The 13,748-nt window shown below is 39.6% G+C and carries 11 protein-coding genes; 8 read left to right on the top strand and 3 right to left on the bottom strand.

Annotated features, from left to right (window positions below; genetic code table 11):
* Positions 1-29 precede the first annotated feature (29 nt).
* Both ACLL8Z_RS00600 and msrB read left to right on the top strand, forming a co-directional pair.
* On the top strand, positions 30-3,161 hold the full coding sequence (locus tag ACLL8Z_RS00600; RefSeq protein WP_411272802.1) for a DPP IV N-terminal domain-containing protein: 3,132 nt from the start codon (positions 30-32) through the stop codon (positions 3,159-3,161).
* 153 nt (positions 3,162-3,314) lie between these two features.
* A complete protein-coding gene (msrB, locus tag ACLL8Z_RS00595; RefSeq protein ID WP_411272801.1) occupies positions 3,315-3,809 on the top strand; it encodes a peptide-methionine (R)-S-oxide reductase MsrB in 495 nt (164 codons plus the stop codon).
* Here msrB and ACLL8Z_RS00590 read toward each other — a convergent pair whose 3' ends face one another.
* Positions 3,810-4,184, bottom strand: coding sequence for a GIY-YIG nuclease family protein (locus tag ACLL8Z_RS00590; protein ID WP_411272800.1), 375 nt, complete (start codon positions 4,182-4,184; stop codon positions 3,810-3,812).
* A gap of 95 nt (positions 4,185-4,279) precedes the next feature.
* On the opposite strand from ACLL8Z_RS00590, the gene ACLL8Z_RS00585 reads away from it, so the two are divergent.
* The 4 genes from ACLL8Z_RS00585 to bioD all read left to right on the top strand — a co-directional run bounded on the left by ACLL8Z_RS00585 (position 4,280) and on the right by bioD (position 7,380).
* Entirely contained in the window at positions 4,280-5,056 is a 777-nt protein-coding gene (locus ACLL8Z_RS00585; protein WP_411272799.1) for an XRE family transcriptional regulator, read from the top strand.
* A 74-nt stretch (positions 5,057-5,130) separates the two neighbouring features.
* On the top strand, positions 5,131-5,574 hold the full coding sequence (locus ACLL8Z_RS00580; RefSeq protein WP_411272798.1) for a hypothetical protein: 444 nt from the start codon (positions 5,131-5,133) through the stop codon (positions 5,572-5,574).
* 64 nt (positions 5,575-5,638) lie between these two features.
* Positions 5,639-6,760 carry an aminotransferase class I/II-fold pyridoxal phosphate-dependent enzyme gene (locus ACLL8Z_RS00575; RefSeq protein WP_411272797.1) on the top strand — a complete coding sequence of 374 codons (1,122 nt, stop codon included), beginning with the start codon at positions 5,639-5,641 and terminating at the stop codon, positions 6,758-6,760.
* Positions 6,757-7,380 carry a dethiobiotin synthase gene (gene bioD, locus ACLL8Z_RS00570; protein WP_411272796.1) on the top strand — a complete coding sequence of 208 codons (624 nt, stop codon included), beginning with the start codon at positions 6,757-6,759 and terminating at the stop codon, positions 7,378-7,380. Before ACLL8Z_RS00575 ends, bioD begins: the two co-directional genes overlap by 4 nt.
* A gap of 310 nt (positions 7,381-7,690) precedes the next feature.
* Here the strand turns inward: bioD and ACLL8Z_RS00565 are convergent, their stop codons facing one another.
* Complete coding sequence (locus ACLL8Z_RS00565) at positions 7,691-9,124, bottom strand: RagB/SusD family nutrient uptake outer membrane protein (protein WP_411272795.1); 1,434 nt, start codon at positions 9,122-9,124, stop codon at positions 7,691-7,693.
* A gap of 17 nt (positions 9,125-9,141) precedes the next feature.
* Positions 9,142-12,120: a SusC/RagA family TonB-linked outer membrane protein gene (locus ACLL8Z_RS00560; protein WP_411272794.1), complete on the bottom strand. Its 2,979-nt coding sequence runs from the start codon at positions 12,118-12,120 to the stop codon at positions 9,142-9,144.
* Positions 12,121-12,372: 252 nt separating this feature from the next.
* Here ACLL8Z_RS00560 and ACLL8Z_RS00555 point away from each other — a divergent pair, with 252 nt between their 5' ends.
* Positions 12,373-13,269: a 3-hydroxyacyl-CoA dehydrogenase family protein gene (locus tag ACLL8Z_RS00555; protein ID WP_411272793.1), complete on the top strand. Its 897-nt coding sequence runs from the start codon at positions 12,373-12,375 to the stop codon at positions 13,267-13,269.
* A gap of 234 nt (positions 13,270-13,503) precedes the next feature.
* Positions 13,504-13,748, top strand: a 245-nt coding sequence (locus ACLL8Z_RS00550; protein ID WP_411272792.1) for an endonuclease domain-containing protein, incomplete at its 3' end; no start/stop codon positions are given.

Raw genomic sequence — 13,748 nt, 5'->3', positions numbered from 1 at the left:
GTTTAGGGTGAGACTTTTCCACAGATATAATGATAAAAAATAAGAAAACACAAAGAAAGCAATTAACCTGGCTTGTTTCGTCCCTATTACTTGTCACCCTCATATTCAGCCTGGGAACTGATGTTCAAGCTCAGTACTTTGGACAAAATAAAGTAAGGTATAAAAACTTGAAATTTAAGGTTTATGAGACGCCACACTTCGAATTATACTATTATTTGAAAAACGATAGTCTGGTAAAGCGATTTGCCAAAGAAGCAGAAGTTTGGTATGATTTACATCAACAGGTGTTTAGAGATACGTTTACAAAGAAAAACCCTTTCATCCTCTATTCAAATCACCCGGATTTCCAGCAAACTACCGCTCTTGATGGAGAAATTGGTGTTGGTACAGGCGGAGTAACTGAAGGAATGAAGAACAGGGTTATCATGCCCATCTCTATACTGAATCATCAGACAAGGCACGTTTTAGGCCATGAACTTGTACACGCGTTTCAATACCACACACTTATAGAAGGAGATTCTACGAACCTTGAAAATATTGGTAATCTGCCCTTGTGGATGGTAGAAGGAATGGCCGAATATCTTTCTGTAGGAAAACAAGATGCGTATACAGCAATGTGGATGCGGGATGCTTTCCTGAATAAGGATATCCCATCTTTAAGGGATCTGACAACCTCGAACAAATATTTTCCATACCGTTACGGACAAGCTTTCTGGTCGTACATAGGTTCTACTTACGGTGATACAGTTATTGTTCCTTTCTTTAAGGAAACGGCCAAATATGGCTATGAAATGGCGATCAGGCGGACTTTCGGCTACGATGAAAGAACCTTGTCAAGTCTTTGGAAGACAAGTATAGAGAACGCTTATAAGCCCTATCTAAAAGATACTTCTCAGGTACCTATTGGGAAACTTATAATTAATGAAAAAAATGGAGGTGAAAGTTATAACGTTGCGCCGGCAATTTCTCCTGACGGGAATTACGTTGCTTTTCTTTCTGAAAAAGATCTTTTGAGCATTGACCTCTTTCTGGCCGATGCCCGGACGGGAAAGATCATCAGAAAGCTAACCAGTAAATCTAAAAACTCCCATATTGATGAGTTCAATTTTATTGAATCTGCTGGTGCATGGTCGCCCGACAGTCGACAGTTTGCTTTTAGTGCTTTTAGCGCTGGCGTAACTAAGCTGATCATAATTGATATCGAATCAGGTAAAACGATTTCTACAGATGCGATGGGTGCGGTAGAAGAATTTAGTAACATTACCTGGTCACCTAATGGATCTGACGTTGCATTTTCGGGTTTGAAAGAGGGTCAAAGTGATCTTTATCAGTTTAATCTGAAAACAGATGTAATGACTCAGCTTACCAACGACAAATACTCGGAGTATCATCCAAGTTATTCGAAAGATGGTAAGACAATGGTATTCAGCAGTGACAGGAACACATTCGACAGATCTTCTGTGACGGTTGATATAACTATGAGCCTTGCTATATTAGATCTGGCTACGAAGTCTGTAACAGATATCCCTGTATTCGATGGCGCAAACAATCTAAATCCCCAGTACTCGGCAGATAATAAAAGTATTTATTTTCTCTCTAACCGGGATGGTTTCAGGAATATGTATAGATACTCTATTGCCGGTGGTACAGTAGAAAAACTAACCAGTTATTTTACCGGGATAAGCGGGATAACGGAATATTCTCCTGCGCTAAGCCTTTCGAATAAAGGCGATGTGCTTTATTCCTATTACAGGGCTCAGAAATACACAATATACAACGCGAAAGTTTCTGACTTTACCCCAGAGAAAGTCGAGCCGAACGCTTTGAATTTCGATGCAGCAATGCTTCCTCCTTCAAAATCAGTTGGTGTAGACATTATTAACGCTAACCTCAACAATTTTGAGCGTTTCGAAGAAATCCCAAATGATTCTATAAGAACCATTGGCTATAAGCCAAAATTCAAGCTTGATTACTTATCAAGCAATGGCGTTGGGGCTTCGGTGGGGCGATTTGGATCTGGCTTGTCCAGTGGTATACAGGGGGTTTTTAGTGATATATTAGGACGAAATCAAATTTTCGCTACTGCATCTGTTAATGGTGAAATCTATGATTTTGGGGGACAGGTGGCCTATATTAACCAGGAAAGCAGGATCAACTGGGGTGGGGTGGTATCCCACATTCCCTTCGTTTCCGGCCAGGTTAGTCAAGGATTTGAAAATCTCGACGGTTATGGCCGGGTGTTTAACGAGAGTTTTGATATTATAAGAACATTTGAAGACCAATTTCAAGTTTTTGGATCATATCCTTTTTCAAAAAACCATCGTTTCGAGGCCGGATCAGGAATTTCAAGATACAGTTATCGGATAGATCGTTTCAGTAACTATTATGATCCTAATAACTTTCTTCCTGTAGGCCAGGACAGAGCGAAATTATCAAATGAGGCAGCCGAACAAACATACGGTGCACCTTTTGATCCTTTTACGACTATAACCTTAAATGCAGCATTTGTAGGTGATAATTCGTTCTCAGGTATTACTTCCCCCTTAGATGGTTTCCGTTATCGATTTGGTATCGAAAACTACATGGGTGACTTTAAATTAGGTGCGCTAACTGCTGATGCCAGAAAGTATGTTCGGATGAAACCAATTACTCTCGCCGCACGTGTTTACACCTATTCCAGATTCGGGCGTGATGAAAACAGACTGTTTCAGATGTACGCAGGTATGGGTCAATTGATCAGAGGTTATGAAGCTAACTCCTTCTACAGGAACGGGACGGCGACGGCTACAGGTGGATTTGATATTAATCAACTGGTTGGTTCCCGTATAGCGGTTGCAAATTTTGAAGTACGTTTACCTTTTACAGGACCTGCAAAGCTGGCGCAGATCGAATCTAAATTCCTTTTCTCAGATCTGAATTTGTTCTTTGATGCCGGTATGGCCTATGATAGTAATTCAAAAGTTGCTTTCAAAAGGGAACCAGGTGTTGTTGGAACAGGGTCTGGGGCTTACCTTGAAAGGGTTCCGGCGATGAGTGCAGGTATATCACTTCGTGTGAACGTATTCGGGTACTTTGTACTTGAACCTTACTATGCATTTCCATTCCAAAGAACCGACGTTAATGCTGGGATCTTCGGACTGGTGTTTGCGCCTGGCTGGTAAAATATAAGATAGTAAAAAAGCGATCTCCGGATCGCTTTTTTTATGAAATTACATTCTTGACTAGTGCCTATTCGCCTATAACATTATTTAACCTTATATCAAAAACCAAATTGGTAACTTCTTTCGTAAATTGGTATACTAATAAGAATTATTATGAAGTATCTTTTAAATTTTATCGCAATCATATTTCTATTCGGCTTTTTTGCACAAGCTCAATCAGGTAAGAAGAGGCAAGTGGCCAAAATTTCAAAAGTATATCCGATCCAGAAATCGGAAAGTGAGTGGAAGAAAATACTTAGCCCAGTTTCATTCCAGGTGATGGTGAAAGGAGGAACGGAAGCCCCCTATAATAATGCTTACCATGATCATCATGATAAAGGAATATATGTTAGTGCTGCCACAGGTGAACCGCTATTCAGCTCAGAAGACAAATTCGACTCTGGTACTGGCTGGCCAAGCTTTACTAAGCCGGTAAAGGCAGGCGCTATTGCCATTGTTACAGATTCCAGCCATGGCATGATACGAGAAGAAGTTGTAGAAGCAAAAACAGGTCTTCATTTGGGTCACGTTTTCAACGACGGACCCCGCAATAAAGGCGGAAAAAGGTATTGTATGAACTCTGCCGCTCTAAAGTTTGTCCGTCAATAATCAGGAAAAATTTCGGGCCATTGCCTTTACAGGCTGTATTCCTGATACTAAAATCTGTTCGTAATCCAGTCCAATGGTCAGGTCTATCCAGTCAGGATTTACTGATCTTATCATCCTGTCTTTCTGTGTACGCGTAAACTTACTAATAAGCTTAAAACGCTGAACTGCAGTATTCTCTGAATTCAGTTCCTCGAAGTATACCAGACGAGTTAATTGCTGCCCAGAATCGAAAAATAAATTAGGCATCTGCCTGTAAAAAGTCATTGTCTTAATTAAGTCGGTACTCATTCCAACGTGAAGGCAGCTGCGATTACGGTCTGTTACTAAATAAACGAACTTTTTCATCTTCGTCGAGGGTGTTGTCAGGATCGGCATATATTTTAAATTAAATTGTTGGTTTTAAAATTAATTGCTAATTTTATGAGCATAAATATACTAACAATATTAGCAATACCAAATTTATATTTAAAATGGCATATATTTCTTCCAACCTTAAGTACCTGAGAAAGAAAAAGGGTCTCACACAACAGCAATTCGCAGATAACCTGGACATTAAACGTTCACTGGTAGGCGCATATGAAGAAGATCGTGCAGAGCCGAAATATGAATTGCTAAAAAAATTCGCCGAATGCTATGAGCTTTCAATGGATGAGTTAATTAATGACCGGATAGATGATAAGTGGAAGCCCAAACCAAAGGGAGACCCGGCAAATATTCGGGTGCTCAGCATTTCAGTGGATAGCCAGGATCGGGAAAACATTGAATTGGTACCTGTAAAAGCCAGCGCAGGGTACTTGAATGGCTATGCCGATCCGGAGTATATCAGTGAGCTTCCAAAGTTTCATTTACCTATGTTCCGTCAGGGTACTTACCGCGCATTTGAAATAAAAGGGGATTCTATGCTTCCTTTACAGTCAGGAACGGTTGTCGTTGGAGAATATCTAAGTAACTGGAATGATTTAAAACCCGGAGACACTTATATCGTAATTAGTAAAGATGACGGAATTGTTTATAAACGTGTGGGCAATCGGTTTAAAGAAAATAAGTCACTGAAGCTAATTTCTGATAATCCGATTTATGAGCCCTACAGTATTCCCGGAGAAGATGTTCTAGAAATATGGCAGGCAAAGGCATTTATAAGTACGAATTTCCCTGAGCCCACGCCTGAACCGACACTGGAAACTCTAACAACCATGATTTCACAAATGCAAAAATCCATCTCAAAACTGGACAGAGATAATAATTAACATTTTTTAACACACGGATTAAACTTTAGCCATGTATTTGTATCTATCATTTTGTATAACTTAAATAAACAGATATGAAAAATTTGATGATTACTACAGCTTTAGTAGCAAGTTTAATAAGCTTAGGATACGCTCAGGGTCGTACGGAGAGAACACGTCATGTAGGTGTAAGAACTGAAAGACCAGACGGAGTCCGCCAGGCAAGGACACCTGAACAACATGCCCAAATGGCCACAGATGCTTTAGAAAAGAAATTGAGCTTAAGTGCCGAACAGAAGGCAAAGGTTTACACTTTAAAACTTGAGCGTGCTGAAAAAATGGACAAAAGCATGAAGTCTCAACGCGAATTTCGCGAAACCCAGATGAAGAAGAAAAATTCGATAATGGAGGACTCTGAAAAAGAGCTGAGTAAGATTCTCAATACAGAGCAGCAAAAATCTTATGATGAGATGAAAAAGCTGTCCCAGGAAAGAATGAAAGGCCGTAGGTCGCAGGGACCGAGAGGCAGAGTCAGATAAACTTTGCTCCGAAATAATAAAAGCGGCCTTTTCAGGACGCTTTTATTATTTTTAACAAAAAAACTTGAATCCGATCGACGATTTTATTTCTGCAACCTTAAAAGAGAGGGAAAATAATGATTCAATAAGGTCATTAAAGCCTGAAAGCTCTCTGATCGATTTTTGCTCTAATGACTATCTTGGATTTGCAAGGTCACCCGAACTGAAAGCAGCCTTCGAAAAAGAAATCGGCAAACATCCTGATTACTTTCTTGGGTCCACAGGCTCCAGGCTTCTTTCAGGAAATAACGAATTTACCGAAGATCTTGAATCCGAAATTGCTGGATTTCATAATTCAGAAGCCTCACTCCTATTTAATTCCGGCTATGATGCCAATATCGGAATATTCGCTAGCCTCCCACAGCGCGGTGATACAATAATCTGCGATCAGTTTGTACATGCATCTATAATTGATGGGGTTCGATTAAGCCATGCAACCAGATACGTTTTCAAACATAATGATCTAAATAGCCTGGAAGAAAAGCTAAAACTTGCAAAGGGGCGCATTTATATAGCCATTGAGACGGTGTACTCGATGGATGGTGATGAAGCTCCGCTACAAGAGATTTGCGCCCTTGCTGAACAATATAATGCAGCAGTTATAGCAGATGAAGCGCATGCGATTGGTGTATTCGGTAGACAAGGCAGAGGTTTAGCAGACCAACTAGGGCTGAACTCAAGAATTTTCGCGAGAATTGTAACCTTCGGCAAAGCCCTCGGAGTTCATGGAGCGGCGGTGATTGGAAGTATGCAACTGCGCACTTACCTGATAAACTACGCCAGATCATTCATATATACTACGGCTTCGCCTATCCTCAATCATTTAGCAGTTAAAGTTTCCTATGCTTTTTTACAGAACAGAGATCATCAAAGCAAATTAAATGAAAGAATAGAAGCTTTTAAATCAGGACTGGACCCACTCATTAATATAATTTCCAGCAGGTCTGCAATTCATGCACTGTTAGTTCCTGGAAACGTCGAAGTAAGGGAAAAAGCAAAGTCGTTACAAAGCTCCGGGTTCGATGTCCGGCCGATTCTTAGTCCGACTGTTCCCCAGGGCGCAGAAAGATTGAGAATTAGTTTGCATAACCATAATTCCATAGCAGAGATTTTGAACTTAAGCAATACACTAAATCAAATACTTTGAAACGTAAGCCAATATTTATTACCGGCATAGGAACGGGAATAGGAAAAACAATAGCATCCGCAGTCCTGGTTGAAAACCTTCAGGCAGATTACTGGAAGCCTGTCCAATCGGGAGATCTTGATTATACTGACACGGACAAGGTCAAAGAATTAGTGTCGAATACAAGATCTGTATTTCATCCTGAAGCATACCGGCTGACACAACCTTTTTCACCTCATAAGTCTGCGGAACTGGATGGTGTGCAAATTGATCTCAAAAAAATCATTCTCCCTGAAACAGAAAATCTACTGATTATAGAAGGCGCCGGGGGATTATTGGTTCCCTTGAACGACCGGGATTTAATGATTGATCTAATTAAAAAATTTGATGCAGAAGTGGTACTCGTATCACAGAACTATTTGGGCAGCATAAATCACACCCTGATGTCTGCTGAGATTTTAAAATCAAGAAATATAAATCTCAGTGTGATTATATTCTGTGGAGATGAAAATGCAAATTCAGAGAAAATAATTGCCAAACACTCGAATACTAAAATCATACGCATTCCCTTTTTTAGCGAATTAAACAGAAAAAATCTAGGCGAATTCGCTAAAAACCTATTCATCAGTATAAATAGCTAGATAAAATTGCTTTCAATTTGAATTAGAAAATTAAAAAACTGTGCAAAAAAAAAGCAACGCCATCACGAAGGAGGCGTTGCTTTAAATTTACCAAATTTCCTACTCCACGGACCCTAATGTTTATTGCACCTAGTGCAATCAAAACTTTGTACAGGTAAATTTTCGATTTCTTTCGCATTGATACGTACGGCAGCAGATCTTTCTGAACCATGGGCCAATAAAAAGAGCGATCCAATTGATCGCTCTTTTTATGAAAAATTATAATCCCGAGTCCAAAATCCGACTTAGATTATTATCAGGATCTACTAAATTAATATCCTGGATTTTGTACTAACGCTTTATTCTGATCAATTTCACGAAAGGGAATAGGCAATATAGTTAAGTTACCGCCATAGGTTGCTTTAGAAGCCTCAGGTCCTGTAGCTCTTAAGGGTTTGCCTTTTCTTAGTAAATCCATTCTTCTATGACCTTCAAATGCTAAGTCTTTTCTTCTTTCATTTAAAATTGCATCAATAAATGCTGCTTTAGTCATAAAAGTTGCTATTGTCCAGCTTGGAAGTCCAGCACGAGTTCTCAATTGATTTACTAAAGTAATCGACTCTAAATTAACACCTCTCTGTTCTGCTATAGCTTCTGCTAAATTTAAAACTACTTCAGTGGTTCTTATAATTGGCGAATTATCCGTATTGTTAATCGCATCCGGGAATTTCAATGTGAATGGTCGGGCAATACCGTCTGCAGCAGCACCCATTGCATTTAAAGAAGTAAACCTTTTGTCTCCAGCCTCTTCATTATAAGCTGCCAATAACGACGCTGAAAAAGGCGCATCTCCACGACCACCTTTGGCAGCAGGCTGGTAATAACTTGCCCAACCACCACTACCGGTTCTTCCATTATCAGTGGCTGAGTTTTGAATAGAAAATACATCTTCTGGTGTATTGCCATCATAAAAAGCATAATTTGAAGCCAAAACATATAAAGGAGACGCCAAAACCTGTCTTGCGAAAGTCTCAGCATTAGCCCATTCATTTCTGTAAAGATGTAGCCGGGACAATAAAGCTTGTGCTGCACCTTTTGTGGCACGACCTCGTGTATCAGCTGGCAAACTGTACGATGCCGGTAGATCAACAATAGCTTCTGTAAGATCCTTTTTAATATGGTTTTGAACATCGTTTAGTGTTGCACGTGCTGGAAATGAAATTTCCCCTTCAAAAGATTCCAATACCAGAGGAACCGAAAGATTCGTTCCACCGGATAATTGAAACGGCTGGGAAAATAAATTCGATAATTGAAAATACGTTAATGCACGTAAAAATTTAGCTTCGGCCACAGCTTGCTTTTTTTGAGCATCAGTATAGGATACATCTACAACTTGGGGCACCTTTGCTATAATCTTATTTGCCCTTAAAATAGCACGGTAGTGCGCAAGCCAGATCGTTTCAATTGTCGCATTGGAAGATATTACATTATAATTCGTTATTTCCTGTAATGTAGGAAAGGATCCAACAAATAAAACATTATCCGCTTGATAGTCTCCGATTATTTGTGGTTGGCCGCCGAAAGCTTCTAATGTTTGAAGTGAACTATAAACACCGAATAATGCACTTGTAGCTGTTTCTTTAGAACTTAAAGCTACCTCTGCTGACAAACTTTGTTCAGGCTGCAAATCCAGCTTTTTTTCACAGGCAGAAAAACCGAACAATGATGCTCCTGTAATTGAGTATATGATTAATTTCTTTTTCATCTCTTTATTTTTTGTTCTTAAAATCCTAGGTTAATTCCAAAAGTGAGGGTCCTCGCTTGGGGAAGGGCAAAAAAGGACTCCCCTAATATCAGGTTAGAACCTCCATTTGCAGAAACTTCAGGATCTGGACCTCTGAAATCTTTATTCATAACGGTAATTAAGTTCTGTCCTAAAACATATATACGGGCGTTCGTTAAAATCTTACTTTTAGAAATCAAGCTTGGAGGAATTGTATATCCTAAACTTGCCGTTTTTAGTCTCAAATAGGAACCATCTTGTAGTTGTAGTGTAGATAATTGTTGGAAATTAGCTGCTGTTGGACTACTCAATCTTGGAGCAAATGCATTATCTCCAGCATTCTTCCAGTAATTTAATAAATCCGTGCTTTTGTTAAACCCTCCAGTATTTACGTTCTCTGTAAATCTAAGACCGTCAATAAGTACTTTATTGCCGTAAGCAAAATTAAAGAATACATTAAGATCAACGCCTTTATAACTTAGGTTATTTGTAAAACCTCCTGTGAAATCAGGAATTGCACTACCCACCACAACACGATTATTAGGTGAATAAGTGGTAGTTGCAGCGCCATCCTTAGTTAGCCATTCAGCATCACCAGTAGCTGGATTAATACCCTTATATCTCACCATATAAAATGTGTTCAAGCTCTCCCCTACAATAGCCCTCTGAGCTGCGGAACCTACTAAAAAATCCCTGCCTTCCGGGTCTTTATTTACTGGTAATGACTTCACTTCATTCTTAACAAATCCTATATTCAACGAAGTAGTCCAGTTAAAATTGGGCTTATTGATGTTACGGGAAGTTAAAAGTAAATCAACTCCTGTATTATCCATTTCACCCACATTGATTGTGGCACTTGTATATCCCGTGGTATAAGGATAAGGAACGGCAGCCAACAACCTATTAGTCCGTTTAATATAGTAATTAGCCTCTATGTCGAACACATTAAAGAGAGTAGTAGTTACGCCTACGTCAAATTGTGCTGTTTCTTCCCAACTAAGGTCTGCATTGGGTACCTGAGTTGGAATTAGGCCGGCACTTCCATTATAATCAGCTCCAACGCCTCCTCCAAATAGTTCCTGATAGCTAAAATTTCCTATCCTGTCATTACCGGAAGTACCGTAACTGGCTGTAAATTTTAAATTATTAATAACCTCAGAGTCTTTCAAGAAACTTTCTTCGGAAACTATCCAACCCGCAGATAGGGCATAAAATAATCCAAATTTTTGGTTCTCTCCAAATCTAGACGAACCGTCACGTCTTCCTAAACCCTGAAAAAGATATTTATTCTTGAAATTATAACTCAATCTTGCGAATTGAGACTCTAAAGCCCATTCCGTACCTGATGCGAAAGTAGTTGTTGGTGTTGATGCGGAACCTACGTTAGGCAATCTATCACTTGCAAAACCTGAACCACCCACTGCCATATAATCATCCCTAGAAGTTTCATAACTGTACCCTAGTAATCCTCCAAAAGTATGATTGTTTAATACTTTATTGTAATCCAAAGTATTTGTTGATAACCATTTATAGTCCTTTTGGTTGTCTTTGAAACCCGTTCCACCTGGTACAAATAAATTAACATTTCTGCTTTTTCCTTCAGTCTGAATATTATCTATTCCAAAGTCAGTTTTGAACTTAAAGTCTTTCAAAATCCTAAATTCAGCAAATGCGTTACCCGTGCTTCTTTGTAAATTGAAGTCATTAATATTCAATGCTTCAATGGCTAAAACGTTTTGAATAAATCCGGTATTTTTGAAATTATTATTTGCGTCATAAGGTGTTGTATACGGTAACTGCAAATATGATGAAGTTAATGGAGCAAAGGTATTATTTTCCACACCTACTCTATCGCTGTTAGCTCTGGATAAGTTATAGTTAACACCAACCTTTATATTCTCTGAGATATTATGGTCAAAATTGAACCTTCCAGATAATCTTGCCAAATCATTTCCAATTGTAAAACCACTTTCTTTATTGAAGTTACCCCCTACAAAGAATCTTGTTTTGGAATCACCGCCAGCGGCCGATAAATTGTAAGAATTTGTTTTTCCAGTTTGAACGACGGCATCTACCCAATCAAAACTTTCAGTAGGAAATGTCGCTGCAGCTAATCCTCTTGCGGTTCTGGAATCATTGACGAAGCCCCTGAACTCATCAGCAGTCATGTATTTCAATAAGCTAGTTGGCTCAGAAACTCCAGTAAAATAGTCAAAACTGACAGCAGTTTTCTTATTCAAAGAACCACTTTTAGTTTTTATAAGTACTACGCCATTAGAGCCTCTGGATCCATATATCCCCACAGCAGCCGCATCTTTCAGGACTGTCATTGATTCAATATCATTAGCATTGATATTAAGAAGAGGATTCAATCCTGAACCTCCCCCCTGAGCTGATGAATAGGATCCGTCATTTAAAGGAACACCGTCAACGACAAACAAAGGTTGGCCGCCACCAGAAATTGACGATGCGCCTCTAATACGAATAGAGGATGCAGCGCCTAATACGCCAGAAGAATTGGTCATTTGTACACCTGCTGCCTGTCCTTGCAATAGTTGCTGTGGGCTGGTCATAGGTACATTTTTAAATGCTGCTGCACTCACTGTAGAGACTGCCTGAGTACTTAAAGCCTTACTCTGTACACCGTAACCAATCACAACTACTTCAGAAAGCTGCGCTGCATCAGCTACCAAACGGGCATCAACGCTATTAGAAGAACCTATGTTTACATCCTTTGTAACATAACCGATGTAAGTAAAGCTGAGAATAGTTGCATTCGATGGTACAGTAAGGGAATAATTTCCATCTGTACCTGTAGAAGTGCCCGCTGTCCCGCCCTTGACCCGTACAGATACACCTGGTAAAGGCAATCCATCATCGGCACCTACTACTCTGCCAGTAATCGTCTTATTCTGAGCCATTGCAGTAGTGATTGCTAATAACCCTAACAATAAGAAAGCTAGTAATTTTCTTTTCATTTGAATTTGGTTTAGTTTATTAATTGGTTAGAATCCCCATAGGACAGGGTATTAATTTGCGAAAATAGCGTTTTTCGCACATACCAATTGTATTAGTCGTGTAACTTTGATGTAACAAACGTGTTGCAGATGTAACAATTATCAAATTGACTTTATATAAGTATTAGTTAATGCCTTTCCGAATAGTGCCAATTTCTATCTTTGCCACTAAGCGTTATTCACAATCGCGTGAATCTTTCCGCTGTAAATCGTATGGACATGACAATTATTGCAGTTATAGGCTCTGGAACCATGGGGAATGGTATAGCCCACGCGTTCGCCCTTTCAGGCTTCAAGGTAAACATCGTGGATTTATCTCAGGAGAGAATCACAGATGCATTAAAAAATATAAGCAGAAATCTGGAGAGGCAGGTACAAAAAGGTATCATTCAAATGTCTCAGCAGACAGACGCTATCTCAAATATACATGGATTCACTCTGCTGGAGCCAGGTGTAAAAGATGCAGATTTAGTGATCGAAGCAGCAAACGAGAATTTGGATGTAAAATTAAAGATATTTAGAGAGCTGGATAAATTCTGTAAACCCTCCGCTATTTTGGCTTCCAATACGTCATCTATTTCAATTACAAAAATAGCTGCGGCTACACGCCGCCCTGACAAGGTGATCGGAATGCACTTTATGAATCCTGTTCCGATAATGAAACTGGTGGAAGTTATCAGAGGGTTTAGCACCTCAGCGGAAACAACGAAAATAACGATGGATTTGGCAGTTACAATTGGAAAAGTGCCGGTTGAAGTGAATGACTATCCGGGCTTTGTTGCAAACCGAATCCTGATGCCAATGATCAATGAAGCTATACAATGTTTGCATGAGGGAGTTGCCGGGGTTACTGAGATAGACACGGTAATGAAACTGGGAATGTCTCATCCCATGGGTCCCTTGCAGCTTGCCGATTTCATAGGACTAGATGTTTGCCTGGCGATATTAAATGTACTTTATCAGGGTTTTGGTAATTCTAAATATGCTCCATCGCCTCTGCTGGTTAACATGGTTACCTCCGGACAGTTGGGGGTTAAATCAGGCTGCGGCTTTTATGATTATAGTGGAGGCACAAAGGAGGCCGTTGTTTCGAAGAAATTCCGAAAATAGTTGCCTGCCTGCCGGTAGCTATGTTTGGACACATCTTTTGTTGAAAAGACTCACTAGTGATTAAATTAAATCCGGTAAACGTATTTTAGGACTTACAGCCTTTAGGCATCACGCTTTCCCCCGCTGGCGGGGGCAGGGGGTGGATTTCCGTTAAATTTTCCAAATCGACCGCTTCCTAATTACACTTTTACATTCCAATATTACACTGATAAATTTGTTCTCCAGTCCAGTTTTATGGAGAACCCTAACAACAATAATCTGTGGTATAATAAAAGACTTCGGCGTTTTGCTCATGAGAATAGGTCTGATATGACGAAAGCTGAAGCTTGCCTTTGGAAATATGTGCTTAGTGGCAGAAGGATGGGTGGCTATCAATTTCGCAGGCAAAGACCGGTACTGAATTATATCGCTGACTTCATGTGTAAAGAGCTTATGTTAATCGTCGAAGTGGATGGTATAACATACCAACAGCTTTTTCT

The sequence above is a fragment of the Daejeonella sp. genome (genome assembly GCF_046590655.1).
GTDB lineage: Bacteria > Bacteroidota > Bacteroidia > Sphingobacteriales > Sphingobacteriaceae > Daejeonella.
Note: the sequence above shows the minus strand (reverse complement) of the source record. Positions and strands in the feature narration are given on the sequence as shown.